Origin of the sequence: Brevibacterium sp. CS2 (assembly GCF_005280295.1) — a bacterium.
GTDB lineage: Bacteria > Actinomycetota > Actinomycetes > Actinomycetales > Brevibacteriaceae > Brevibacterium > Brevibacterium pityocampae.
This window is the reverse complement of record NZ_CP040020.1, coordinates 633,083-658,234: the sequence shown is the minus strand read 5'-3', so window position 1 is coordinate 658,234 and position 25,152 is coordinate 633,083. Positions and strand designations below refer to the sequence as shown.

Sequence of the window (25,152 nt, the reverse complement as noted above, 5' to 3'; positions counted from 1 at the left end):
CTAGTCGATGAATCTCTTCGCGATCCAGTTCCCGAGGAACTGGACGCACTGCACGAGCACGATGAGCACGATGATGATGAGCGCCATCACCGCCCAGTCGAACCGCTGGTAGCCGTAGGTGAGCGCGAGGTTGCCCAGGCCGCCCCCGCCCACCGCGCCGGCGACCGCGGTGGCGTCGATGAGTGAGATCGAGATGAAGGTCAGCGACAGGAGCAGCGGGCCGAACGCCTCGCGCACGACGAACCCGAAGAGGATGTGGAGCGGTCGGGCGCCCATCGCCTCGGCGGCCTCGACCACGCCGGGGTCGACGGCGACGAGGTTGGACTCCGCGACCCGGGCGATGCCCATCGCGCCTGCGATCGCGAGCGGCGGGATCGCCGCGCTCGGGCCGATGCTCGTGCCGATGATCGCCCGCGTCACCGGGGTGAGCGCGACGAGCAGGATGATGAACGGGATCGGGCGGAAGATGTTGACGACGAAGTTGAGGACGAAGTGGACCGCCCGGTTCCCGAGGATCTGGCCCGGCCGGGTGGCGAACAGGAAGATGCCGAGCGAGAGCCCGACGACGGCGGCGATGAGGAACGCCGCGGTGACCATGTAGAGCGTCTCGAAGAGCGCGTCGGCGACCTTGGGGACGACGGTTCCGAAGTCGATCACCAGCGGATCACCTCCGCCTGCGCACCGAGCTCGGCGACGAACGCCTCGACCGCCCGGTCCTCGCCGTAGAGGGCGAGGCTGAGCTGGCCGTAGGGGTGGTTCTTCACGCGCGCCACCCCGCCCTGGATGATCGAGAAGTCCACCGCGTGCGCGCGGGCGAGCCGCGACAGCACCGGGGTGCCGACGAGGGTGTCGTCGACGGTCACGGAGACCCGGTGGTCGGTGAACTCGCCGCGCAGCTGGGTCTTCTCCGCCTCGGTGAGCGCGGTCCGCGTGTAGGACTCGACGAGCCCGGCGGTCACCGGGTGCGCCGGCCGGGACAGGATCTGCTGGATCTCCCCGGTCTCCACGACCCGCCCGGCCGACAGGATCGCCACCCGGTCCGCGAGCCGGCTGACGACGTCCATCTCATGGGTGACGACGACGATGGTGATGCCGAACTCCTCGTTGACCGAGCGCAGCAGGGCGACGATGTCGCCGGTGGTCTGCGGGTCGAGCGCGCTCGTCGCCTCGTCGGACAGGAGGATCGAGGGCCGGTTGGCGATCGCGCGGGCGATCCCGACCCGCTGCTTCTGCCCGCCGGACAGCTGCCGGGGCTTGACGAACGCCTTGTCGCCGAGGCCCACGAAGTCGAGCAGCTCGCTCACGCGGGCGGAGATCTGCGCCTCCTTCATCCCCGCGAGCTGCAGGGGTACGGCGATGTTGCCGTACACCGTGCGCGAGTTCATGAGGTTGAACTGCTGGAACACCATGCCGATGCCGTGGCGCAGCCGCCGCAGCCGGTCCCCGGTGACCCCGGCGAGGTCGACGCCGTCGACCTCGACCGTGCCCGAGGTGGGCCGCTCGAGCGCGTTGATCATCCGCAGCAGCGTCGACTTGCCCGCGCCCGAACGGCCGATGAGCCCGAAGATCTCCCCGGCCCCGACCGACAGGTTGACGTCGTCGAGCGCGGCGGTGGTGGCACCCTGCTTCGTGGTGAAGGTCTTCGACACCCCCGACAGGACGATCCGGTCGGTGCCCGGGGTGGCCGGGGTGCCCGGCGTCGTGGCGGAGGCGCCGGCCGGCCCGGTCTGCTCGTGAGCGGCCGAGGAGGCGGCCGCGGCCGAGGCGCTGCTCCGGTCGCTCATGTTTCGCGGGCCTTGTCGAGCTCCTCGAGCGCATCGAGGAGCTCGCTGCGCGGGCGGTCGACGTAGGAGGCCTGGCCGTTCTTCTCCTCGTTGAAGGCGTCGACGACCCGCTGGTCGCGGTAGGTCTCCTCGAGCTGCTCCCACACCGGGTCCTCGGCGCGGTCGGGCATCGTGGCGACGATGATCGTGTACGGCACGGAGGAGGGCGCCTCGGGATCCTCGGCCTGGAGGGCGTCGTCGACGGTGATGCCGAGCGCCGGGTCGAAGTCGTCGGTGCCGACGACGACGCCGTCGACGGACGGGTCCTCGTAGGCCGTCTGCACGGATTCGTGGGCGAGCCGGGCGAACTCGATGTTCTTCGGGTTCGCGGTGATCTGCTCCTCGGTCGGGTAGAAGCCCTCCTCGTCGCTGATCTCGAGCAGGCCGGCGCTCTGCAGGATGAACAGGGCGCGGGAGAAGTTCGAGGGGTCGTCCGGCATCGCGATGCGGGCGCCGTCGGGCAGCTCGGCGAGGTCGGTGACGGTCGAGGAGTAGAGGCCCCACTGGGAGATGTTCGTCGAGAACAGCGGGGTGATGTCGGAGTCGTTCTCACCGTTGAACGCGCTGAGCCAGGCGATGTGCTGGAAGGAGTTCGCGTCGACCTCGCCCTCGAGCAGCGCGGTGTTCGGCAGGTACGGGTCGTCGAAGTTGACGAACTCGAGGTCGAGGCCGTTCTCCCGGCCCACCTCGATGATCGCGTCCTGGTAGTCGCTCTGCGCGGTGTCGGCGATGCGCAGCGCGGTGAGCTCGCCGGCGGCCCCTCCGGCACCGCCCTCACCGCCGGAGCGCTGGGTGAGCGCGACGATGCCGACGGCGACGAGTGCGAGCACGGCGAGGATCGCGGCGACGATCATCCCCGCCGCGGGGGCCGGCCCGACGGCGGTCGAGGTGCTCCTGGACGGAGGCGTGCGTGGAGCCGGAGCCGGGTGCGGAATCAGCGGCGGAGGGATTCGTGGAGTCCGGGCGGTCGGCGGGTGGGCGGGGTGAGGTGGTCATGGCTGGTCCTTGGTGACGAGGGCCCGGTGGGCCGGAAGATGCGGTGGAGTGCCCGGGGGTGGAGATGACGCGGTGAAGTGCCCGGGGGCGGGGAGGCGCGGCTGTGTGCGCACACAGCAGGACGCGGGGCATCACGGTGCGGTCAGTCGGTTCCCGGGGCGAACCAGTGCGGATACTGACGGGTAACCGCACTGCAGCGGCAGTTGAAAGGTGCATTCGCACTGACATGCCGGGGGAACCTGCAGAGTGGTCCCCGGCGTTCGTCGGTGAATGCTGTTCAGCGAGGGTGCAGGGAGGACATCAACAGATGACGGTGGTGACGCGCATGAGGTCGATGTGGAGGCGCCGCCAGCACAGCGGGCTCAGAGGATGCGTGGTCACCCCAGAATTGAACGCCACCGGGAGTCGAACGGTCAAATACCGTCTCGCGATCCGGAGCCCCCGCGGCGACGGTCGTCGTCGTCCTCGTCGTGCGGGGCGCCGTCCCTGCCCGTGGTGCCCGCGTCCTCGTCATCGGCGAGCTCGCCGGTGATCCAGCCGGGCGGGGCGGGATCCTCGGAGCCACGCGCGGAACCGGTCGGCCCGGAGTGCGCCGGCCCGCCGGATCCACCGGGCCCACCGAAACCGGGCCCGCCGGATCCACCGGGCCCACCGAAACCGGGCCCGCCGAAACCGGGCCCGCCGAACACCACCGGCCCGCCGGCACCGGTCCGCCCACCGAGCCCACCGAGGCCGCCGAGGCCGTTCTGCTCTGCCGCGGCACGTCCGAGCGCGCGCCCCAACCGGACGCCGAGGAGGATTGCGGCGACACCCTGGAGGACGAGGAAGGCGGCGACGAGCCACAGCACCGCACCGATGCCGGCCGCCGGGTCGAGCAGCAGCACGGCGCCGAGCACCAGCCCGAACCCGCCGAGCAGCAGCAGGCCCCACCACAGGGATCCGCCCAGCCGGCGCAGGGCGAGTGCGCCGAGCACCGCCAGCCCGCCGAGCAGGAACGCCCACAGTCCGGCGATGACGGCGATGACCGCCGCGGACTCGCCTGGCAGCAGGAGCACGAGGACACCGAGTCCGATCGCCAGGAGTCCGCGCGCCAGCGGCCAGCCGGAGCGGGAGCCGGAGCGCCGGGAGGCCAGACGCAGCAGCGCGAGGACGCCGTCGGCCAGGAGCCACGCCGCGCACAGGACGACGATGACGAGGAGCGCGAAGTCCGGGAACACCGCCATGAGAAGGCCGGCGAGCACGGACAGCACACCCTGCACGATCACGGTGGTGCGCATCCGAGCGAGGGCGCTGACGGGGTCGAAGGGCGTGAAGGCGGTCATCCGTGAGCCTCGATCCTGCGCAGCCGCAGCCCGGCCGGGTACGCGTCGAGCGTGTCGGGCAGGGCCGAGCGGCGCCCCGACATGTACGTGGCGAGCACCCGCCCGCCGGTGCCCGCACCGTGGCCGGCGGCGAGCGCCGGGTCGTCCGGGTCGAGGCCGAGGCGCCGCGCTGTCTGCCGGGCCACGGCGTGCGGGGAGTCGTGGAGATTGCGGGTGGCCGGTCGGCGGGCGCGGATCCGGTCCTCGACGAGGCCGTAGTGGGTGCAGCCGAGCACGATCGTCTCCACATGCTCGGGGGTGGCGGCGATGGCCGCGTCGATCGCGGTGTCGACGGCGGCGAGCTCGGCGCTGTCGATCGCCTCGGCGAGCCCGGCGCACGCCACCGGGTGCACCTCGGCCTCGGCGGCGAACTCCTCGATGAGTCCGCGCTGGTAGTCGCTGACGGTGGTGGCGCGGGTGGCCCACACGGCGAACGGCTCACCAGCGTCGGCGGCGGTCTTGATCGCCGGCACGGTGCCGATCACCGGGGTGCCCGGCTCGAGCTGCGCGCGCAGCGGGGCCAGCCCGTGGACCGAGCCGGTGTTGCACGCGATGACGACGGCATCGGGCTCCCACGGGGAGAACACCTGGGCCGAGGCGATGATGCGCTCGGCGACCACCTCGGCATCGAGCGCCCCGTAGGGCATCCAGTCGGGGTCCATGGAGAGGAGGAGGTCGGCGTGCGGGACGCGGCGGTGGAACGCGTCGGCGAAGTCGACGAGGCCGAGGCCGGAGTCGATGAACCCGACCAGCGGCGTGCGGGGGCGAGACATGTCTCAGTCCTTTCCGTGGACCCGGCGGCCGAGGCCTTCGGGGGCGACGAGTGCGTTCTCGGATCGGTCGGCCGGCGCGGTGCCGGGAGCTGCGGGCGCCTCGGCGGCGGTGCGCCGTCTGCGTCTGAGCAGGCGGGTGGTCGCGGCGGTGGGCTGCGGCCTGGGGTGGGTGAAGGCGCTGATGCGGCGGAAGTGCTCGGCGGTGAGCCCTCGGCTGAACTCGGGGGCGATGAGGAGGAGCCGGCCGGGGTAGGTCTCGGAGAAGTAGGAGTAGGTGGCGGGGGCCGCGAGGTCGTCGTCGATCCAGATCGCGCGCTCGTCGGGGTGGTCGGCGAGCCAGGCCTCGACAGCATGGGCCTTCCACCAGCTCTGCGGATCGCCGGCGAAGCGGTTGTAGGAGTCGTCGGGCATGGGGATGACGGGGTAGGTGCCGCGGAAGCCGAGCGTGGGCTCGAGCTCGGTCGTGCACCGGTCGGACCAGGTCGAGAGCCACACGAGGTCGACCAGGCGCTGCTCGACGAGCCGCTCGAGGCGGCGCACGACCGCCGGGCGGAAGTGGAGCTCGTAGTTCCAGGCGTGGACGCGGCGGCGCCGTTCGCGGTAGAAGCGCATGCCGGTCACCGGGTAGGAGTTGAGCACGCCGTCGACGTCGAGGAACAGGGTCACCTGTCGCGCACGTCGGCGTGCGGAGTCCTCAGATGTCATCGTGTGCGTGTCGGCCGGTTCGTCGTCGCGCCCGCGCACCGCAGGGTCGCCCCCCGGTGCGGCGCCGTGCCGCCTCCCTCGTGGTCCCAAGAATATCGGCTCCGCCTGAGCGCGCGACTCAGCGTCCGCGCAGGGCCGCTCACCGCGGGGTACGCCGGATCGGCCCGTGTGTACGGAGTGCGAGACCGCCCGGGCGGGAGCCGGGGAAGAATGGCACACTGGCCCCATGAGTGAACTGCACCACATGAGCGTCCTCGACGTGATCGCCGCCTTCCGCTCCCGCGAGCTCTCCCCCGTGGAGTATCTGACCCATCTGACCAGCAGGATCGCCGCGCATGACGGGGAGATCAACGCGGTCATGGACGTCATGGACGAGCCGGCCCGGCAGGCCGCGCAGGCCGCCGCCGAGGTGTACGCCCGCGCAGATGCCGACACCCCGCTGCCGGCCCTGCTCGGGGTGCCGCTGCTCGTCAAGGAGCAGCACAACGTCGCCGGCTGCTCCGCGACCCGCGGGTCGCGGGTGCTCGCCGGGCAGACCGCGCCGGCGGACCATCCGATCGTCGCGCGGCTGCGGGAGGCGGGTGCGGTCCCCTTCGCCCGCACCACCACACCGGAGTTCTCCTGCGCGACCTTCACGCAGACCGCGGCCTGGGGCACCACCCGCAACCCCTTCAACCCGGACTGCACCCCCGGCGGCTCCTCGGGCGGCTCCGGTGCCGCGGTCGCCGCCGGCTACGGGCCGCTCGCCACCGCCTCGGACATCGCCGGCTCGACCCGGATCCCCGCCGCGTTCGGCGGACTGCCGGGCTTCAAGACGCCCTACGGCCGGACACCCGGCGTGGTGCCGCTCAACACCGACTGGTACCGCGGCGACCACGTCCTCGCCCGCACCGTCGCCGACACCGCCTACGCGACGAACATCATCGTCGGTCCGCACGCCGGCGACCACGCGACGATCGCGCCCGCACACGTCCTGCCCACCGCGTTCGCCGGGGCGGCCGGCGTGGCCGGGATGCGGATCGCGGTCTCCCGGGACCTCGGCTGCTACGACGTCGACCCCGAGGTGGCCGCCGGCCTCGACACCGTGGTGGCGGCGCTGCGCGGGGCCGGGGCGGAGCTCGTCGAGATCGACCTCGCGCTCTCGCTCGCCGACGTCACCGACGCCTCGAGCGCCCATTACGGTCACCTCATCGCGCAGAACATGACGCGCATGTGCGGCGGCGACCTCGACCTCCTCGAGCCGTACTCCAAGCGGTTCGTCGAGTACACCCGCGACTTCGCCGAGCGGATCAGCCTCCTCGAGGCCGCCGATCTCGAGACGACGGTGCAGGCGCAGATCGCGGACGCGATGGCCGGATTCGATGCGCTCCTCACCCCGACCTCGGCGATCGGCGCGCTCGAGGCGGACAATGCCTACCTCGAGGCACTCGAGCGGCCGGCCGGCCCGCTCGACTTCTACTGGCAGGCGCACATGACGATCCCGTTCAACATCGCCAACCGGTGCCCCGTCATGGCGGTGCCGAGCGGCATCGGGCCCACCGGCGTGCCGACGAGCGTGCAGATCGTCGGCCATCCGTTCGCCGACGACTCGGTGTTTACCATCGCCGCCGCGGTCGAGGAGCTCCTCCCGTTCCCCCGCAGCCCCCTCATGTGAGGCGGGCGCCGGGCCGCTCATGTGAGGCGGGCGGGCAGGTCGCGGCGGGTCAGCCGCGGCGGGCGAGGAGCACGATGTCGACGGTGTGCGTGCCCCGGCCCGTCCGGTCGAGGCGCTCCACGGTGATCCCGGGGACGCGCGCGGCTTCCGCTCGCACGGCGTCGACGTCCGGGCGGGGGACGTGCGGCGGCGGGCCGTGCGGCGACTCCGGCGCGTGCGTCGTCCACAGCAGCCGGCCGCCGGGGCGCAGCAGACGGAGCGCTCCCTCGAGTGCGCCGTCGACTCCGTGGAGGTACGCGCCGACGACGAGGTCGTAGTGCTCGGCGGTCGACTCCATCCATTCCATGAGGTCGCCGGTGATGCCGAGCAGTCCGCGATCCCACCCCTCGGCGAGCGCCCGCTTCCACAGCGCGGCGATCGCCGTCGGTGAGAAGTCCACGGCGGTGGTGCGCAGACCGGCCTCGACGAGGGCACGGGTGTTGCGTCCGGTGCCGGAGCCGAGGTCCACCGCCGTCCGCGCGGCGGCTCCCCGCACGGCGGGCCCGGCGTCGGAAGGGGCGTCCTGCCGGGTGATCTCCGTGAGGAGGGCGAGGAGCTCGCGATCCGGCTCCGCCCCCTCGACCGAGGTCTCCGGGGCCTGCGCGTACCGGGCTTCCCAGTTCATCCGTTCATCGGTGTCCATAGGACGTGTATACCGCCTCGCGCGAGACCGCACACATCGTCACATGCACATGCACATTCCGGTCCTGTGGGTCGTCCGCGTGGGCGTGCCGGTCCCCGGGGGCGGGCGTGGGCGCGCCGGTGCCGGCCCCCGGGGTGCGGAGCAGCGCTGCCCGGGGGCCGGTGATCAGCCCTCGTCGTCCATGTAGGTGCGCAGGTAGGCCTTGTCCTTCTCGCTGATCGGGCGCGGCCGCTTGGTCTCCGGGTCGACGGTGACCATGACGTTGAGCGCCTCGAACACGACCTCGTCCTCCTGGATGCCGGTCGTGCGGATGGTGAACGAGCTGTTCCCCACACGCGCGATCCGCAGCTCGAGGACGAGCTCGGGGCCGTACATCACCGGCTTCCGGTAGTCGAGCTCGAGGCGCACCGCGAGCTTCGGGGCGCTGATCGAATCGCGCCCGCGCATCCCGACGAGCCAATTGATCCGCCCCTCCTCGATGAGGGTGACGATCCGGCCGTTGTTCACGTGCCCGAGGATGTCCTGGTCGGACCAGCGGATCTGCGGACGGTGGATGAAGACTTCGGACACGGAGGTTCCTCTCGGCGGATCGGGTATCGGATCGGGTTCGGGATCGGCAGTGCGATCGCAGGGGTGGACATGCGTTCCCGGACCATCATTGCGGACCGGGCACCGGCCCTCTAATCTTAAGCTAATCAATCATTCGGTAACTGTTTTGAACGCGGGTCGTGCATCGTGGCGCGCCCGGGTTCGCACAGGATGGGCGACCCTCGTCCGACCGCCGCCACCAGCCCCGGAGGACGCACCGTGACCAGCTCAGACCACACCTCGCCCGCCCCGCAGGGATCACCCACCGCCGCCGGCCCCGCCGGGACGTCCGGATCTCCGGCCGCGCTCAAGCCGCTCGAGGGCTTCCGCATCATCGACCTCGGCGGCATCGGTCCCGGTCCCTTCGCCGCGCTCGTGCTCGCTGACCTCGGCGCCGAGGTCATCCGCCTCCAGCGCCCGAGCGAGCAGGGCGTGCCGAACAGCCCGGTGCTCGATCGCGGCAAGAAGTCGATCGTCGTCGACCTCAAGCAGCCCGAGGGCGTCGCGGTGGTCCGCCGCCTCGTCGCCGGGGCCGACGCCTGCCTCGAGGGCTTCCGGCCGGGGGTCGCCGAGCGCCTCGGCCTCGGCCCGGCCGAGCTCATGGCGGAGAACCCGGCACTCGTCTACGGCCGCATCACCGGCTACGGGCAGACCGGGCCGCGCGCGCAGGTCGCCGGGCACGACATGAACTACATCGCCTCGGCCGGCGTCCTCCACCAGCTCGGCCGCGCCGGCGAGGGCCCGCAGTTCCCCGCCAACCTCATCGGCGACTTCGGCGGCGGCGGCATGGTGCTCGCCGTCGGCATGCTCGCCGCGCTCGTGCGCGCGCGGACCAGCGGTCAGGGTGCGGTCATCGACGCGGCGATGATCGACGGCGCCAACCTCCTGTGGGCGATGATGCACGGATTCGCCGCCCAGGGCCTGTGGAGAGAGGGGCGCGGTACGAACATCCTCGACTCCGGTGCGCCGTTCTACGACCGCTACGAGACGAAGGACGGGCAGTGGGTGTCCGTCGGCTGCATCGAGCCGCAGTTCTTCAAGGTCGTCATCGACGGCCTGGACATCGAGGACCGGATGCCCGGGAAGTTCGGCACCTTCGACTATCGCAAGCAGGAGACCTGGCCGCAGATCCGTGCCGCCTTCACCGAGGCGATCGCCGCCCGCACCCGGGACGAGCTCGTCGAGATCTTCGACGGCACCGACGGCTGCGTGTTCCCGATCCTCTCCTTCGACGAGGCCGAGGCGGACGTCCACAACTCCGCGCGCGCCGTGTTCTACCGCGACGCCGACGGCGTCCGGCAGCCCGGGCTGGCGCCGCGGTTCGCCCCGGCCGGCGGAGCCACCTGGGCCGGCGGCGACTCCGACGGCGCGCCTTTCGAACACCCCGCACCTGCCCCGCGGACCGGTGCCCACACCGCCGAGGTGCTCCGCGCCGCAGGCTTCGACGCGGCGGAGATCGACCGGCTCACCGCGGCAGGGGTGGTCTCCGGCACGGAGTGATCGGGGCCTGCGGCGGCCGGACTGCGGTGGCCGGCGCGCGGCGGTAGGCTCGGTCCGCGACCCCGACCCGGAGCCGCTGCACCGCCGGATCCGAACGAATGGGCTGTGACCCGATGACCCCTGCCGCCTCGCGCCCCGCCTCGACCGGGACCGCCGCGACCGCCACCGCATCCTCGTCGGCGACAGCCGCCGTGCCCGGTCGCGCCTCGTGGTGGCCTGCGATCCTGTGCTGGGTCGTCGTCATGCTCGAGGGCTTCGAGCTCGTCGTGCTCGGCGCGGTCATCCCCACCCTGCTCTCCACCGGGCACCTCGGCTTCACGGCTGAAGCGGCGACCGCGGTGGCGACGCTCAGCCTCGTGGGGGTGGGCCTCGGAGCCGCCGGCGTCGGCTTCCTCGCCGATCACGTGGGGCGCCGGGCGGCGATCCTGGCCTGCGTCGTCGTCTTCAGCATCTTCACCGTGCTCGTCCCCTTCGCGCCGAGCGTGCTGTGGTTCGCGGTGTTCCGGCTGATCGCCGGGATGGGGCTCGGCGCGGTCCTTCCGACCGCGCTCACCTACGTGGGCGAGTACTCCGGTGCCGGGAGCACGGCGCGGGCGACGACCCTGACGATGACCGGCTACCACACGGGTGCGGTGCTCGCGGCGCTGCTCGCCGTGCTCGCCGGAGCGGACTGGCAGCTCCTGTTCCTCGGCGGCGGGATCGCCGGCTTCCTCCTCCTGCCCGTCCTCTGGCTGCGGCTGCCGGAGTCCCCGGCCTTCCTCGCTGCGCGCCGTGCCCGGGCCGCGGGGCACGGTGCCGGGGCCCCGGGGCACGGTGCCGGTGGATCCGCGGCAGGGCCGTCGGCAGGAACGGCGGCGGCCGCGGCAGCGGGAGGCCCGGCAAGCGCCTCAGCGGGTGACCCGGTGAGCGCCTCGGCGGGTGACCCGGCGGATCCGGCTTCTGCAACCGGGCGCGGGGGCCTGTTCTCCGGCGGGTTCGCGCGGGTGACGATCGGGGTGTGGGTGGCGAGCTTCATGGGCCTGCTCCTCGTCTATGGCCTCAACACCTGGCTGCCGTCGATCATGGAGGAGGCCGGGTACCGGCTGTCCGCCTCGCTCGTCATGCTCCTCGTCCTCAACCTCGGCGCGGTGGTGGGGCTCGTGGTCGCCGGCCGGACCGCGGACCGGTACGGCACCCGGCCGATGGTGCTCCTGTGGTTCGGTGCGGCCGCGGTGCTCCTCGCCCTGCTCAGCGTGCGGATGGAGAACCCGGTGGTGCTCCACCTCGCGGTCTTCGCCACGGGCGCGTTCGTATTCTCCGCGCAGGTCCTCGTCTATGCGTACGTGTCGTCGGTGTACCCGGCCGCGGTGCGCGGCACGGCGCTCGGGCTCGCCGCCGGGGTGGGGCGGCTCGGGGCGATCGTCGGGCCGTTCCTCACGGGAGCGCTCGTCGCCGCGGGGATCGCCTACCCCTGGGGCTTCCACCTGTTCGCCGTCGTCGCCGTCCTCGGTGTGATCGCGATGGCACTCGTCCCGCGGACGGTCCGCGGGTAGTGCGCCGCGAGCGGCCGGCGGCTCCGTCAACTGTCCGGTCCTCGAAGATCCCGCGATTCCTGCAAGCGCCCCCACAACCTGTTCAGGTCGGGTGGGCGCTTGCAGTTTTCGCGGGACAGTCGTGCAGCGGCAGGCCCATGCGCGTGCGGATTTCAGTCGTTGAGGGTCTCGACGCGGTGGACGACCTCGGACAGGGGAGCCCGTTCGGTGCGGTAGGTGTTGCCGGGAGCGGCGTGATCTGGGTGCCCGAGCGCCATCCCGGCGATGACGTCGACGTCATCGGCGAGTCCCAGGTAGCGGTGGATGAGATCGGCGTGCATGCCGATCGAGCCGAGCGCGCACGCGCCCAGGCCCGCCTCCCACGCCGCGTACTGGAGCGTGCCGGTGTAGGCGCCGGTGTCCACCCAGCCGTAGGGGCCGACCTCCCGGGTCGAGGTGATGACGAGACCGACCGGCGCTCCGAAGAACTCGAAGTTCGCCAGCGAGGCCTCGAACCGGCCCACCATGTCCTTCCGGTCGATCCCGAGCGACTCGTAGCGCCCGTAGCCGGTCACCCGCTTGCGGTGCATCTGCTCCTCGGTGAACCGGCCGGGCAGCGCGAGGTCGGACACGACCGTCTTCTGCTGGGTCCGGGCCGTCACCTCGGCGCGCAGGCGCCGGCCGATCTCGCGGAGCACCTCGTCGGTGAGCACGTGCACCTGCCAGGCCTGGGTGTTCGACCACGACGGGGTGCGCTGCGCGGTCTCGAGGACGGCGGTGAGCTGCTCCTCGGTGACCGGCTCCCCGGTGAAGTGGCGGACGCTGTAGCGCTCCGCGAGAAGGGTGCGGAAGGACCCGCCCCGGCCGTCCGCGCCCGGGCGAGCGGGCGCCTCGGGCACGGCGGAGGAGGCGTCGGCCGGGGCGGCTGCCGAAGCGCCGCCGCCGGTCGAGCAGTCGGTGCTCGTCACTTCCGGCGCTTCCTCTCGTTGATCTGCGTGAGGAGCTCGTGCTCGGCGTCGGGGCCGGGCTTGATGCCCCCGGGCAGGCGGAACATCAGCAGGATGCCGGCGAGCATCCACAGCCCGAACATCAGGTACGACTGCCATGCGAGGGTGACCGAGATCGGGGTGAGCTCCGGGATGTACATGATGAACAGGATGGCGCAGAGCACCGCGGCGATGATGCCGATGGCGATGCCGGCGCCGCCCTTGCCGCCCACGCGCAGCGGGCGATCCATGCCCGGCTCCTTCTTGCGCAGGATGACGAACGCGACCGCGACGAGGCCGTAGGCGAAGACGATCATCGGCGAGCCGGAGTCGACGACCCAGCCGAGCATCGCGGTGCCGGCGAACGGGGCGAAGGCCGACAGGATGCCGATGAACAGGAGGGCGTTGACCGGGGTGCGGTACTTGGGGTGGAGCTTGCCGAACCAGGCCGGGATCATCCCGGAGTTCGCCATCGCCCACATGAGGCGCGAGGCGCCCATGAGGAAGGCGATCCACGATGTGATGATGCCGGCGAGACCGCCGGCGATGACGACGTCGCCCCAGACCGGGTGGCCCATGAGGTCGGCGAGCGCATCCGCGGTGACGAGGTCGAAGGAGGCGAGCTGGGACGCGGGCAGCGCGAGCGAGGTCGAGAAGATGATGACGAGGTAGAACACCACCGCCATGACCACCGACATGACGACGAGGCGGCCGATCTGCTTCGGCGGGACCTTGATCTCCTCCGCCGACTGCGGGATGACGTCGAAGCCGACGAAGAGGAACGGCACCGCGCCGAGCACCGCGACGAAGCCGATCGCCCCGCCGTTGAACAGCGGCTGGGTGTTCGACAGCTCGCCGCCGACGACTCCGCCTGCGAGCAGGAGGAACGCCATGATGACGAGGAAGCTCACGACGAAGGTCTGGACGAGACCGGCGACCTTGACCCCCCGGATGTTGATCCACATGACGATGAGCGAACCGATCGTCCCGGCGAGCGCCCAGGTCAGGTGCACGTCGAAGTCGGCGATCGTCCACAGGTGGATCTGCTGGAAGTTCGGGAAGAGGTATTCGATCGTCCGCGGGAACGCCACCGCCTCGAACATCACCACGCTGATGTACCCGCCGGTGATCGCCCACGAGCCGAGCAGCGACAGACGCGGGCCCATGCCGCGGATGAGGTAGTTGTGCTCACCGCCGGCGTGGGGCATCGCGGCGACGAGCTCGGAGTAGACGACGCCGACGAAGCCCATGATGATGCCGCCGACGACGAACGCGAGGAGCGCGCCGAGGGTGCCGGCGCTCTCGAGCCAGCCGCCGGTGAGAGTGATCCAGCCGAAGCCGATCATCGCGCCGAAGCCGATGAACAGCGCGTCGACGTTGCCGAGGACCCGGACGAAGCCGTGACCGCGATCGACGTGGCCGAGCTCGTCCACGGACGCGCTGGAGGTGGATCGGGCCCCGCTGGAATCGGGCGTCGGCGGATGAGTGCTCATAGCAGCTCCTTCAGCAGCTCGGTGAGGATGGTCACACTATAGGAGATCGCGGGACCCGTGATGCGCACGACATCGACCGCAGTCGAATCGTGACCCGAACGGTTCCGGAGCCGGGTCCGTGCGGTGCTACGGTGTAGCCGTGCCCCGCGTACGCATTCCGCGCCCGGTGACCGTGATCCTGGCCGGGTTCTCGGTCGCGCTCGCCACCGGCACCGGACTCCTCATGCTCCCCTTCGCCACCGTCGACGACGGGTCGATCGGGGTGCTCCCCGCACTCTTCACCGCGACGTCGGCGCTCAGCGTGACCGGGCTCGTCGTCCTCGACACGGGCGGGGACTTCACACTGTTCGGGCAGCTCGTCATCCTCGGCCTCATCCAGGTGGGCGGCCTCGGCATCATGGTCTTCACGATGCTGCTCGGCATGCTCGTCGCGCGGCGCGCCGGTCTGCGGTTCCGGAGAGCGGTGGCCCACGAGACGCGCTCGTCCGGATTCGGCGGGATCCGCCCGGTGATCGTGCGGATCATCGGGTTAACCCTCGTGGTCGAGGCGGTGACCGCCGCGATCCTGGTGCCGCGCTTCCGGTTCGGCTACGACATGGACTGGGCGCAGGCCATCCTGTTCGGGGTCTTCCACGCGATCTCCGCGTTCAACAACGCCGGTTTCGGCCTCCACGCGGACAGCGTCGTGCGGTACGCGACCGACCCCCTCGTCATCCTGCCGCTCGCGCTCGCGGTGATCATCGGCGGGATGGGGTTCCCCGTCCTCGTCGAGCTCGTCCGCCGCTACCGCTTCCCGCTCTCCTGGTCGCTCACCACGCGGATCGTCGTCGTCCTCACCCCTCTGCTCCTGCTGGCGGGGACGGTGTTCATCGCGGTGCAGGAATGGCGCAATCCCGGCACCCTGGGTGCCCACGGGACCGGCGGCCGGATCCTCGCCGCCTTCTTCCAGTCGACCATCGCCCGCACCGCGGGGTTCAATTCCATCGACATCGCCCAGATGCACCCGGTGAGCTGGTTCGGGCTCGACATCCTCATGTTCATCGGCGGCGGACCGGCCGGGACCGCAGGCGGCGTCAAGGTCACCACCGTCGCCGTGCTCGCAGCGATGACCGTGTCCGAGGTGACCGGCGGTCGCGCGGTGAATCTCCTCGGGCGCCGGATCGACACCGCGGTCCATCGGCAGGCGTCGACGGTGATCGTCCTCGCGCTCGCTCTCGTCCTCGGCGCCACGATGCTCATCATGCTCGACGAGCCGCAGTGGGGCCTCGATCGGATCCTGTTCGAGGCGATCTCCGCATTCGCGACCGTGGGCCTGTCGACCGGCATCACCGCGGAGCTGCCCGCCTTCTCGCAGGTCGTCCTCATCGTCCTCATGGCGGTCGGACGGATCGGGCCGGTGACCCTCGCCTCGGCCCTCGCGCTGCGACGCAGGCACGCGAGCTACGCACTGCCCGAGGAGCGGCCGCTCATCGGCTGAGACCGGGTCTTCCGCGCGGCGCGGACGCGATCGATCCCGGCACCACCCCGCGCCGCAGGCACATCGGACCAGCGCAGAAGCACAGGAGGAGACGCAGTGAACACATCGAGATGGCTGGCGAAGCCGGCCGCATTCCTCACCGGCGACCCGGGCCGGCTCGCCGGCGCCGGGGCGATCGCAGTGATCGGCCTCGGCAGATTCGGTGCAGCGGTGGCCACCGAGCTCACCGCACTCGGCGCGGAGGTCATCGGCATCGACATCCGCCGCGACGTCGTCGACGACCTCCGTGACCGCCTCGCCTTCGTCGCGACCGCTGATTCCACCGATGAGCAGGCGCTGCGGCAGCTCGGGATCGCCGAGGTGCCAGCGGTCGTCGTGGGGATCGGCTCGGACATCGAGGCGAGCATCCTCACCACCTCCCGCCTCCTCAAGCTCGGGGTCCCTGCGATCTGGGCGAAGGCGATCGGCGAGCCGCACGCCGAGATCCTCGGGCAGCTCGGGGTCGAGCACGTCATCCGGCCCGAGAACGACATGGGCCGTCGCCTCGCGCACCTCATCAGCTCCCGGCTCCACGATTTCGCGGCCATCGACGAGGACTTCGCCGTGGTGCGGATCTCCCCGCCGGGGTCGATCGTCGACCGTCCGCTGGGGCCTCAGCACCTCGAGCGGCACCACGGCGTGGCGGTGGTGGGCGTCAAGCGCGGCGGCGGGTGGCACTTCGTCGAACCCGAGACCGTGGTCTACCCGGAGGACGAGATCCTCGTCGCAGGGCATCCGCGGGCACTCGAATCCTTCAGCACTCTGACCTCGGACTGAGCCCGGGGCTGCTCGCGACCGCCGATCGTCGACGGCCGCCCGGGCGCGCGACCACGACGGATCCGCCCGGGGCGGATCGAGGAGCGATCGGTGCGCGCGGCTAGACTCCGGAGCATGGCAGACATCAAGGACGCACTCGACGTGCAGACCGCCCCGATCGTCGCGCTCGGCCTCCTCGGAGGCTATGTCACCGCGCGGGAATCCGGCATCCGGCCCCTCGGCGGAGCCGTGCTCGCCGCCGCCGGGATCTACGCCGGCCGGACCTGGCTGGCCAAGCGCGGCCCGGCCACGGCCGCGGCCCTCGGCGCCGCCTACGTGCTCGGCTTCGGGCTCTCGCACCCGCTGGCCAAGAAGATCGGCGCCTGGCCCTCGGTGCTCACCGTCACCGCCGCCGTCGCCGGGGCATCGGCCGTCGCGGTCGACCTCCAGGACTGACACCGCCCGTGCCGCCGAAGCTCCCCGGCCTCACCCGGTACGCCCCGGCGATCGCCTCGTGCGCAGCGCTCGTCCTCTACGCGACGCTGGCGATCATCATGTGGCGGATCTTCTACTCGCCGTCCTGGGACCTCGGGATCTTCACCCAGCTCCTCACCCGGTACGCCGCCCTCGAGGCGCCGGTCGTCGACATCAAGGGACCGGGATTCAACCTCTGGGGCGACCACTTCCACCCGATCCTCATCCTGCTCACCCCGCTGTTCTGGCTCTTCCCCTCCGGGCTCACGCTCATGCTCGCGCAGGCCGTGCTGTTCGCCGCCTCGGTGTGGCCGGTCGTGTCGCTCGCCGTCGAGCGCCTCACGCCCCGCGGCGCCTGGCTCCTCGCGGCCTCCTACGTCGGCTCATGGGGTCTGCTCAACGCCGTCACCGCGCAGTTCCACGAGATCGCCTTCGCCGTCCCGCTGCTGGCATTCGGACTCGTCGGGTGGATGCGCGGGCAGAAGCTCGGCGCGGCGGTGGCGATCGCGCTGCTCGTGTTCGTCAAGGAGGACCTCGGGCTCACGGTCGCGGTGTTCGGCCTCGCCGTGTGGCTGCGCAGCCGCGCCGACCTCAAGTACGGGCTGTTCCTCGCCGGCTGGGGCATCGCCTGGACGATCTACGCGGTGCTGATCTTCATCCCCGCCTTCAACGTCAGCGGCGGCTACGACTACTCCGACAACGTCACGCTGGCCGAGACGCTCACCGCGGGGCTCACGACGAAGATCGGCACTGTCGGGTTCCTCGCGCTCGCCGCCGGGGTGATCGGCCTGCGCTCGCCGTTCATCCTCCTCATGCTCCCCACGCTCGGCTGGCGGTTCCTCGGCAACGTCGAGGGCTACTGGGACACGAGCTTCCACTACTCCGCCGTCCTCATCCCGATCGCCGCCATCAGCCTGCTCGACGGGGCCGGCCGGCCGCACCGGACGCTCGCCCCGGCGGTGGCGGCCGTCGCCTCCTTCGCGCTGCTGAGCCAGACGAGCATCCACCTGCTGTGGGAGGCGGACCGGTACCGCGTCGACGGCAGCGGCGCTCTCGAGGCCGCCGTCGAGTACGACTCCGTGGTCACCGACGTCCGGCTGCTCGCCTACCTCGCCCCGCACACCGACGTCTACTGGTACGGCAGCTCCGAGGAGTTCGTGCCCGAGGCGATCGCACTGCGGCCCGACGACCACGAGGGCTCGATCGAGGCCTGGGCCGAGGAGCGCTACGGCGGCGACTGGACCCTCGTCCACGAGAGCGGCGGCTACCAGGTGGTGACGAACGCCGGGTAGTTGCGGCGGAGGCGATCGGCGGCGGCGGGCGGAGGTGCAGTCGGGTCGGTCCGACCGCGCGGTATCCGGAACCGAGCGCGCAATTGCGCGGCTGGAATCGGATACCGCGCAGTAGGACGGCGCGGCAGCGCCTCAGTCGGGCGGATCGGGCAGGCGGGCAGCGCCTCAGTCGGGCGGATCGGGCAGGCGGATGTCGAGGAAATCGACGTCGAGGCCCGGGGACTGCTCGAGCAGTGCCGCCCCCGCCCGGCGCAGACGCTCGCGCATGAGGGCGCTGATCGTGGTGAGCGGCTCGCCGGGCTCCCCGCCCGGTCCCGTGCCTGCCCCAGCGGCGGGCTCCCTGCCCGTGCCCGTGCCTGCCGCGGCACCGGCGACGGACCGTGCCCCGGCGGCCCCCGCCTCGGCGCCGGTGCGGGCCCCGGCCACGGGCCGCAGCGCCTCGGGCTGCTGCACAAGGACGAATCGACGCGAACCGCCGTCGGCGGCGTTGAGCTCGAGCACCGCCTGTCCGGTGGTGCCGGAGCCGGCGAAGAAGTCGAGGACGATCGCCTCGCGGTCGAACATCGTCTGCGAGCGCACGAGCGTGCGGATGAGCTCGAGCGGCTTCGGATAGCCGAACAGCCCGCCGAGCCCGAGCGCCTCGAGATCGGCCCGCCCGCCCTCGTTGAGCGCCTTGATGATCGAGTACATCTTCGAGCTCGCGCGGTCAGCCGGGGTCAGCCGGAGCACCGCGTGCTTGCGCACACCCCGTTCGTCCGGCTCGCCCCATGCGCGCAGCCGCAGGGTCCCGGCGGCCAGCCCGGCGTCGACCTCGGCCTTCTTCGCCTCCCCGCGGACGGCGGCGATGTCCTCGTACATGAGCCGGCGCTCTGCACCGCGGGTGTACTTGCCGAAGCTCACCCGCAGCCAGTCGTCGTCCACGAGGTACCGCGTGCCGTCGATCGTCTCGTACCGGGCCGGCGGGCGCTTCTCGGTGAGGAACGGACCCACTGCCCGGGCGTCCTTCGCCCAGACGAGGACGAAATCGTGGCCGCGCACGAACGACCGCGCGTTCCCGCCGCCCTTGGCCCGCTGCTGGATGAAGGAGCCCAGGTAGTTCTCCTCGCCGAACACCTCGTGCCCGAGGAGCTGGAGGTGCGCGTTCTCCCGGTCGTCGATGGAGACGAACACGACACCGTCCGCGCGCAGGAGCGCGCGGGTGAGCAGCAGGCGGGGGAGCATCATCGACAGCCAGCCGCGGTGCCCGGCCGCCCCGAAGGTGTCGCGGTAGGGCAGGGCGTTGCCGGTGTTGTACGGCGGGTCGATGCAGACGACCTTGACCTGTGCGGCGTGGGAGCGGCGGAGAATTCGAAGGGCGGCGAGGTTCTCGCCCTCGATCGCGAGGTGCCGGTCGAGCGGGAGGAGCGGTCCGTCGGGGAGGAGCGGTCCGGTGCCGTCGGGGCCGGAGGGATCCTCGGCGGCGAGGGCGGCAGCGGCGGCCTTGCCGGGCCAGTCGAGGGTCAACGGCGACTCCATGCGGGCCCCTCTCCTGTCGACGGCGCCCACCGGGCCGGGCGGGCGTCTCGGATCCCGGCCCGCGCCTCGGACGCGGCCGAGCCCTGTCGGCGGGTGGGCGGTTCTGCCAAGATAGCACCATGACAATCTCACGCATCGCCGTCGTCGGCGGAGGCATCATCGGCACCGCCGTCGCCCGCGAGCTCGCCCTCCGCGAACCCGAGGCCACCGTCACCGTCTTCGAGAAGGAATCCCACCTCGCCGCCCACCAGACCGGCCACAACTCCGGCGTCGTGCACGCCGGCCTCTACTACGAGCCGGGCAGCCTCAAGGCGCAGCTGTGCCGGCGGGGTGTGGAGATGCTCGTCCAGTACGCCGCCGTCAACGGCATCCCCTACGACGAGTGCGGCAAGCTCGTCGTCGCCCACACCACGCTCGAGGTCGACCGGCTGGAGAAGATCCACGAGCGTGCGCGCGCCAACGGCGTGCCGCACGTCGCGCTCCTCGATCGGCACGAGATGCGCGAGATCGAGCCGAACGTCCGCGGTGTCCTCGCCCTCCACTCCCCGCACACCGCGATCGTCGATTTTGTCGCCCTGACCGAGGCGTTCGGCAACGACGTGCTCGCCGCCGGCGGGCGCATCGAGTACAACTCCGAGGTCGCCCGGCTCGACACCATGGGCAACGAGGTGCGGGTCGCGCTCGCGATGCCCGGGGTCGAGTCGAAGATGACCCAGGACGCCGGCTCCTTCGACCTCGTCGTCACCTGCGCCGGCCTGCAGGCGGACCGCCTGGCACGCGCCTCGGGCCTCGAGGCGGAGCCGCGGATCGTGCCGTTCTCCGGCGACTACTTCCTCATCGAGCAGCCCGCCGCGGACGTGGTCAAGGGTCTGATCTATCCGGTCCCGGATCCGGCGTACCCGTTCCTCGGCGTCCACCTCACCCGCCGGATCGACGGCGCGCTCATGCTCGGCCCCAACGCCTTCCTGTCGATGGGGCGGGAGAAGTACACGCGCGGGTACTCGAAGGGCGGGTTCGACCTCGGCGACATCGGCTCCACCCTGGGGTACAAGGGGTTCTGGAAGTTCGCCAAGGACAACGTCAAGGCCGCCGCCCGCGAGGCCCGCACCGCGGTGTCGCCCAAGGCGTTCATCGCCGAGGCGCAGCGCTTCGTCCCCGACCTCGACCCGCTGACCGTCAAGCCCGGTCCGCGCGGCGTGCGGGCGCAGGCGATGAACGCCGACGGCTCGCTCGTCGACGACTTCGTCATCACCACCCGCGGCCGACTCACCCAGGTGCGCAATGCGCCATCCCCGGGGGCGACGAGCTCGATGGCGATCGCCGAGCACATCGTCGACAAGGCGCTCGGCTCGCTGCGGTGAGGTGAGCCCGGATGCGCTTAATTGCGTATCTGTGATAAAGGCGTGATGATGGGCCTCGACCCTGCAGCCCAGTGACGGGAACCGCCGTGGAACGAACCCCGCTCGTCGAGATGACCGGCATCGAGATCGTCGACGACGCCCAGCGCACCGCGAAGCCCTCCGACCTGTTCTGGCCGTGGTTCGCCGCGAACGTCTCCGTGTTCGGCATGAGCTACGGCTCGTGGGTGCTCGGCTTCGGGATCTCATTCCTCCAGGCGACCGTCGTCACGGTGATCGGCGTCGTCGTCTCGTTCTTCCTGTGCGGGCTCATCGCGATCGCCGGCAAGCGCGGCAGCGCCCCGACGATGGTGCTCTCCCGCGCGGCCTTCGGCGTGCACGGGCAGAAGGTGCCGGGCATCGTGTCCTGGCTGACCTCGATCGGCTGGGAGACCTTCCTCGCGATCACCGCCGTCCTCGCCACCGCCACGGTGTTCGAGGCGCTCGGCTGGGCGAGCGGCACCGGGGTGCGGGTGATCGCCGCGCTCGTCGTCGCCGGCGTCATCGTCACCGCCTCGGTGCTCGGCTACCACATGATCATGCGGCTCCAGTCGATCCTCACCTGGCTCACCGGGGCGATCACCGTCCTCTACGTCGTCCTCGTCATCCCGCACATCGACTTCGCCGCCGTGATGGCGCTCCCGCACGGCAGCCCGCAGCAGATGATCGGGGCGCTCGTCATGGTGATGACCGGGTTCGGCCTCGGCTGGATCAACATCGCCGCCGACTGGTCGCGCTACCAGAGGCGCTCCGCCTCGGACTCCTCGATCGTCGTGTGGAACACGATCGGCGGCTCGGCCGCGCCGGTCATCCTCGTCACCGTCGGCCTGCTGCTCGCCGGCTCCGACCCCGCCCTCATGGACGCCGTCGCCGTCGACCCGGTGGGCGCGCTCGCCACCCTGCTGCCGGTGTGGGCGCTCATCCCGTTCTGGATCACCGCGCTGCTCGCGCTCGTGTCCGGCGCGGTGCTCGGCATCTACTCCTCCGGCCTCACCCTGCTCAGCCTGGGGATCCGGATCCCGCGCCCGGTCGCGGCCGGCATCGACGGGCTCATCCTCACGATCGGCACGATCTGGGTGGTGTTCTTCGCACAGGACTTCCTGGGGCCGTTCCAGAGCTTCCTCATCACGCTCGGCGTGCCGCTCGCCGCATGGGCCGGCATCCTCATCGCCGACATCCTCACCCGCCGCGCCGACTACCACGAGCCCTCGCTGTTCGACGCCCGTGGCGTCTACGGGGCGTTCGACTGGACGAGCCTGGTGACGATGGCCGTGGCCTCCGTGCTCGGCTGGGGCCTCGTCATCAACCAGTTCGCCGCCGAGGCGGCCTGGAACAACTGGCAGGGGTACCTGCTCGGCCCGCTCGGCGGGAAGGAGGGCACCTGGGCGTACGCGAACCTCGGGGTGCTCCTCGCCCTCGTGCTGTCGTTCCTCGTCACCCTGCTGCTGCGCCGCCGGACGATCCGCCGGCAGGAGGCAGCGGCAGCCGAGCTCGCCGTGGCGGGGCTCGACAACGCGCCCGGCCCGCTCGACGGGGGCCGGGGATGACGGCGAAGCCGGTGGGTGCCTCGGGAGCGGTGGGTGCCGCGGAGCCGGCTGGGCTCCTCGGATCCGGCGGCTGCCGGGGTCGAGGGGCGGGCCGAGGGGCAGCCTGCGTTCCGGGCCTACCGCACCCGGGTGCCCCACCTCGTCGTCATCGACCCGCAGGCGATCTTCGCCGAACCGGGCTCGGACTGGTCATCGCCGGATTTCGCTAAGGCGTTCGCGCGGATCCGGGAGATCGCGCCGCTGTTCGAGGGCCGGGTGAGCGTGACCCGCTGGCTGCCGACCGCGGACCGGTCGACGGCCTGGGGCGACTACTTCCGGCAGTGGCCGTTCGCCGATGTCAGTGCCGCGGACCCGCTGTACGCCCTCGTCGACGGGGCCGCGGAGCTGTCCGCGCGGCCGCCGGTCGACGCGCCGACCTTCGGCAAATGGGGCGCGGAGCTCGCGGCACGGGCGGGAGCGGATGCGCACCTCGTGCTCACCGGGGTGTCGACGGACTGCTGCGTGATCTCCACCGCGCTCGCCGCCGCCGACGCCGGTATGCAGGTGAGCATCGTCACCGATGCGTGCGCGGCTTCGAGCGCGGAGAACGGCCGGGCGGCGCTCCATGTCATGGGCCTCTACGCCCCGCAGATCGAGCTCGTGAGCGCGGCCGACGTGCGGGAGATGCTCGCCGGCTGAGCCGGCGTGCGCCGAGCCGCAGGGTGCCTCGGACCGGGTGGGTTCCCGGGTGCGCGGCACCTCGGGCACGGCCTGCCCGTGCGGCCCGCGCACGCGACTGTGGGGCGAACGGGGGAGTGCGGGGCCGTTGATGGCCCTGCTCCCACTCGTTCGCCCCACAGTTCACGGTGCTCCGGAGTTGCGGTGCCGCGGAGCTGCGGCTCGGATCAGAAGCGGCTCGGATCAGAAGTGGACGCCGGGGAACTCGAGCTTGTACTCGACGTTCCCGCCGGAGATCGAGGTGACCTTGACGAGCGGGAAGTACTTGTCCCCGTTCGGCATCTCCATGTCGCAGGTGGTCGAGGCGCCGACGGCGTAGGCGTTGAGGTCGCGGCAGGTGACGTCGATGCCGGTGACGCCGGACTCCTCCTCCGCGGCCTCCTTGACCGATACCGCGAGCTCGCTGCCCGGGATCGTGACGTCGGAGCCGTCGCCGGAACCGGAGGTGTACTCGTCCTCGGACGACCTGCCGCTGCCCGAACCGGAGTCGCTGCCGGAACCGGTGCCGGTGTCCTCGGTGGGGTCCTGGTCGGGGATGTCGCGCTCCTCGGTGCCCGAGTCGTCGCGAGAGCCGCCGCCGTTCGTGTCCTCGGCGCCGGTCCCCTCGTCGCCGTTGCGGTCGCGCTCGGTGGTCTCCTCCGTCTGCTCCTCGTCGTTGCCTTCGCTGCCGGGGCCGACGGAGAACTCGAAGCTGCAGGCGGACAGGGTGAGGGCAGTGGCGAGCCCGGCGACGACCGTCGCGGACTTGGTGATGAGTGCTCGTCGCATGGTGTCTCTCCTGGGGATCGCGGTTCCCGCTCCTGCGGCGAACCTCTTGATCCCAACCTATGAACGGTGCGTGTGGCACCTGTTGCGACGGCAGTGGCCTTCCGGCCATTCGTGTTCCGGCCTCGACACATCGTGCGCGGGTGGGGGCTGGGCGGCGGCTCGGGACCGCGGGTCCGCAGCCCGCCGGTCACAGCCACCGAGGTGCGCTGATCTCGCCGTAGGCTGACAGGTGTTCGCGCACGCCGCCGGAGCACTGCTGCACGTGCAGCGTGAGGAGCTCGGCGAGCGAGACCGCATAATGCCGAGCGCAGTAGGTGGAGGCGTGCGGCCCGGAGGCATCCTCGTCATGGTCCGGGACGACGATCGTGTGGGTCGGGGTGTCGGTGCAGACCGACTCGTTCCAGTCGCAGCCGCGCGGCCGCTGCCCCTCGGCCGGGAGGTCGATGTCGATGTCGCCGTGGTCGAGCGTGATCTTCGTGCTCATCATGCGTCGCTGTCCTCACTGTCGTCGGTCGTCTCCTCGGCAAGGAGTTCGAGCACCATCTCCTCGGCGCGAGCGATGCCACGCCGGATCTGATCGGGGCCGAGTGCTGCGTCCGGGTCGAGCCACGGGCCCCACCGGCGGGCGAAGCGATCCCGCTGCTTGTCGCGTTCGGCTTTTGCTCGGCGGGGTTCGACATGGATGTGCACCGTGGCGCCGTCATCGTCGGTCTCGACGGTGACGAGATGGTGCTCCCGGGAGACGAGCAGACCGGTTCTCGTGTTGGGATCCTCGATGACCCACCACGGGGAATCCTCGTCCTCCGCTGCTCGAGTGAAGTGTTCGAGCTGCTCGGTGTCGAGAGCATGATCGACCCGGGCATCGCGGAGGATCCCTCCCTCCGAATGCAGGACGAGGGTGGGCTGCAGAGGGGCGAGGCCGTCTTCGCCGTCGACCCATGACCGGATGCTCTCCGTCGACTGGTCGTTCGCCAGCCAGGGCTTGATGGGGAAGTCGACGGATCGATCCGTCGAATCGATCCTCACCCGCCGCAGGATGAAGGCCTTTTCTTGTGGAAGATCGACCGGGAGAAGAGCGGACTTCACCACCGGTGCTGC

The 25,152-nt window shown here is 71.4% G+C and carries 24 protein-coding genes; 10 read left to right on the top strand and 14 right to left on the bottom strand.

Annotated elements, in window-relative coordinates; genetic code table 11:
• From FDF13_RS02855 to FDF13_RS02830, 6 genes are all read right to left on the bottom strand, one after another.
• The gene (locus tag FDF13_RS02855) at positions 1 to 657 is read right to left on the bottom strand and encodes a methionine ABC transporter permease (protein WP_247618380.1); all 657 of its coding nucleotides are present in this window, start codon (positions 655 to 657) and stop codon (positions 1 to 3) included.
• A complete protein-coding gene (locus FDF13_RS02850; protein WP_137318369.1) occupies positions 654 to 1,784 on the bottom strand; it encodes a methionine ABC transporter ATP-binding protein in 1,131 nt (376 codons plus the stop codon). The genes FDF13_RS02855 and FDF13_RS02850 overlap by 4 nt, the downstream gene beginning before the upstream one ends.
• Positions 1,781 to 2,677, bottom strand: a complete 897-nt coding sequence (locus FDF13_RS02845; protein WP_137318368.1) for a MetQ/NlpA family ABC transporter substrate-binding protein — start codon at positions 2,675 to 2,677, stop codon at positions 1,781 to 1,783. Before FDF13_RS02845 ends, FDF13_RS02850 begins: the two co-directional genes overlap by 4 nt.
• Positions 2,678 to 3,232: 555 nt before the next feature.
• On the bottom strand, positions 3,233 to 4,141 hold the full coding sequence (locus FDF13_RS02840) for an HdeD family acid-resistance protein (RefSeq protein ID WP_137318367.1): 909 nt from the start codon (positions 4,139 to 4,141) through the stop codon (positions 3,233 to 3,235).
• Positions 4,138 to 4,953 carry a glutamate racemase gene (locus FDF13_RS02835; protein WP_137318366.1) on the bottom strand — a complete coding sequence of 272 codons (816 nt, stop codon included), beginning with the start codon at positions 4,951 to 4,953 and terminating at the stop codon, positions 4,138 to 4,140. Before FDF13_RS02835 ends, FDF13_RS02840 begins: the two co-directional genes overlap by 4 nt.
• Before the next feature lie 3 nt (positions 4,954 to 4,956).
• Positions 4,957 to 5,658 carry an HAD domain-containing protein gene (locus tag FDF13_RS02830; RefSeq protein ID WP_175406824.1) on the bottom strand — a complete coding sequence of 234 codons (702 nt, stop codon included), beginning with the start codon at positions 5,656 to 5,658 and terminating at the stop codon, positions 4,957 to 4,959.
• Between the two features lie 226 nt (positions 5,659 to 5,884).
• On the opposite strand from FDF13_RS02830, the gene FDF13_RS02825 reads away from it, so the two are divergent.
• Positions 5,885 to 7,312, top strand: coding sequence for an amidase (locus tag FDF13_RS02825; RefSeq protein WP_137318365.1), 1,428 nt, complete (start codon positions 5,885 to 5,887; stop codon positions 7,310 to 7,312).
• Between the two features lie 49 nt (positions 7,313 to 7,361).
• On the opposite strand, the gene FDF13_RS02820 is transcribed toward FDF13_RS02825, so the two are convergent.
• Positions 7,362 to 7,994: a bifunctional 2-polyprenyl-6-hydroxyphenol methylase/3-demethylubiquinol 3-O-methyltransferase UbiG gene (locus FDF13_RS02820; protein WP_137318364.1), complete on the bottom strand. Its 633-nt coding sequence runs from the start codon at positions 7,992 to 7,994 to the stop codon at positions 7,362 to 7,364.
• A 165-nt stretch (positions 7,995 to 8,159) separates the two neighbouring features.
• On the bottom strand, positions 8,160 to 8,564 hold the full coding sequence (locus FDF13_RS02815; RefSeq protein WP_175406823.1) for a thioesterase family protein: 405 nt from the start codon (positions 8,562 to 8,564) through the stop codon (positions 8,160 to 8,162).
• 237 nt (positions 8,565 to 8,801) lie between these two features.
• Here FDF13_RS02815 and FDF13_RS02810 point away from each other — a divergent pair, with 237 nt between their 5' ends.
• Both FDF13_RS02810 and FDF13_RS02805 read left to right on the top strand, forming a co-directional pair.
• Positions 8,802 to 10,082: a CaiB/BaiF CoA-transferase family protein gene (locus FDF13_RS02810; RefSeq protein ID WP_254668875.1), complete on the top strand. Its 1,281-nt coding sequence runs from the start codon at positions 8,802 to 8,804 to the stop codon at positions 10,080 to 10,082.
• A 113-nt stretch (positions 10,083 to 10,195) separates the two neighbouring features.
• Positions 10,196 to 11,614, top strand: coding sequence for an MFS transporter (locus FDF13_RS02805; RefSeq protein ID WP_137318361.1), 1,419 nt, complete (start codon positions 10,196 to 10,198; stop codon positions 11,612 to 11,614).
• A gap of 152 nt (positions 11,615 to 11,766) precedes the next feature.
• Here FDF13_RS02805 and FDF13_RS02800 read toward each other — a convergent pair whose 3' ends face one another.
• Together FDF13_RS02800 and FDF13_RS02795 are read right to left on the bottom strand one after the other, a co-directional pair.
• Entirely contained in the window at positions 11,767 to 12,561 is a 795-nt protein-coding gene (locus tag FDF13_RS02800) for a nitroreductase (protein ID WP_175406822.1), read from the bottom strand.
• On the bottom strand, positions 12,558 to 13,925 hold the full coding sequence (locus FDF13_RS02795) for an APC family permease (protein ID WP_254668953.1): 1,368 nt from the start codon (positions 13,923 to 13,925) through the stop codon (positions 12,558 to 12,560). The genes FDF13_RS02800 and FDF13_RS02795 overlap by 4 nt, the downstream gene beginning before the upstream one ends.
• A gap of 286 nt (positions 13,926 to 14,211) precedes the next feature.
• On the opposite strand from FDF13_RS02795, the gene FDF13_RS02790 reads away from it, so the two are divergent.
• From FDF13_RS02790 to FDF13_RS02775, 4 genes are all read left to right on the top strand, one after another.
• Entirely contained in the window at positions 14,212 to 15,549 is a 1,338-nt protein-coding gene (locus FDF13_RS02790; RefSeq protein ID WP_254668874.1) for a TrkH family potassium uptake protein, read from the top strand.
• Between the two features lie 96 nt (positions 15,550 to 15,645).
• Positions 15,646 to 16,365 (top strand): TrkA family potassium uptake protein, encoded by a 720-nt coding sequence (locus FDF13_RS02785; protein WP_137318358.1) that lies wholly within the window; start codon positions 15,646 to 15,648, stop codon positions 16,363 to 16,365.
• A 114-nt stretch (positions 16,366 to 16,479) separates the two neighbouring features.
• A complete protein-coding gene (locus tag FDF13_RS02780; protein ID WP_137318357.1) occupies positions 16,480 to 16,800 on the top strand; it encodes a hypothetical protein in 321 nt (106 codons plus the stop codon).
• 8 nt (positions 16,801 to 16,808) lie between these two features.
• Positions 16,809 to 18,110 (top strand): DUF2079 domain-containing protein, encoded by a 1,302-nt coding sequence (locus tag FDF13_RS02775; protein WP_247618392.1) that lies wholly within the window; start codon positions 16,809 to 16,811, stop codon positions 18,108 to 18,110.
• 165 nt (positions 18,111 to 18,275) lie between these two features.
• Here FDF13_RS02775 and FDF13_RS02770 read toward each other — a convergent pair whose 3' ends face one another.
• Positions 18,276 to 19,625, bottom strand: a complete 1,350-nt coding sequence (locus FDF13_RS02770; RefSeq protein ID WP_137318356.1) for a site-specific DNA-methyltransferase — start codon at positions 19,623 to 19,625, stop codon at positions 18,276 to 18,278.
• A 119-nt stretch (positions 19,626 to 19,744) separates the two neighbouring features.
• Here FDF13_RS02770 and lhgO point away from each other — a divergent pair, with 119 nt between their 5' ends.
• From lhgO to FDF13_RS02755, 3 genes are all read left to right on the top strand, one after another.
• The gene (lhgO, locus tag FDF13_RS02765) at positions 19,745 to 20,986 is read left to right on the top strand and encodes an L-2-hydroxyglutarate oxidase (protein ID WP_137318355.1); all 1,242 of its coding nucleotides are present in this window, start codon (positions 19,745 to 19,747) and stop codon (positions 20,984 to 20,986) included.
• 110 nt (positions 20,987 to 21,096) lie between these two features.
• On the top strand, positions 21,097 to 22,569 hold the full coding sequence (locus FDF13_RS02760; RefSeq protein WP_137320333.1) for a cytosine permease: 1,473 nt from the start codon (positions 21,097 to 21,099) through the stop codon (positions 22,567 to 22,569).
• A 33-nt stretch (positions 22,570 to 22,602) separates the two neighbouring features.
• Positions 22,603 to 23,247, top strand: coding sequence for a cysteine hydrolase family protein (locus FDF13_RS02755; RefSeq protein WP_368074049.1), 645 nt, complete (start codon positions 22,603 to 22,605; stop codon positions 23,245 to 23,247).
• Positions 23,248 to 23,469: 222 nt separating this feature from the next.
• On the opposite strand, the gene FDF13_RS02750 is transcribed toward FDF13_RS02755, so the two are convergent.
• The 3 genes from FDF13_RS02750 to FDF13_RS15100 form a co-directional block, all read right to left on the bottom strand.
• The gene (locus FDF13_RS02750) at positions 23,470 to 24,054 is read right to left on the bottom strand and encodes a hypothetical protein (protein ID WP_137318354.1); all 585 of its coding nucleotides are present in this window, start codon (positions 24,052 to 24,054) and stop codon (positions 23,470 to 23,472) included.
• A gap of 187 nt (positions 24,055 to 24,241) precedes the next feature.
• Entirely contained in the window at positions 24,242 to 24,541 is a 300-nt protein-coding gene (locus FDF13_RS02745) for a hypothetical protein (RefSeq protein WP_137318353.1), read from the bottom strand.
• Positions 24,538 to 25,080 carry a hypothetical protein gene (locus FDF13_RS15100; protein ID WP_254668873.1) on the bottom strand — a complete coding sequence of 181 codons (543 nt, stop codon included), beginning with the start codon at positions 25,078 to 25,080 and terminating at the stop codon, positions 24,538 to 24,540. Before FDF13_RS15100 ends, FDF13_RS02745 begins: the two co-directional genes overlap by 4 nt.
• Positions 25,081 to 25,152: the final 72 nt, after the last annotated feature.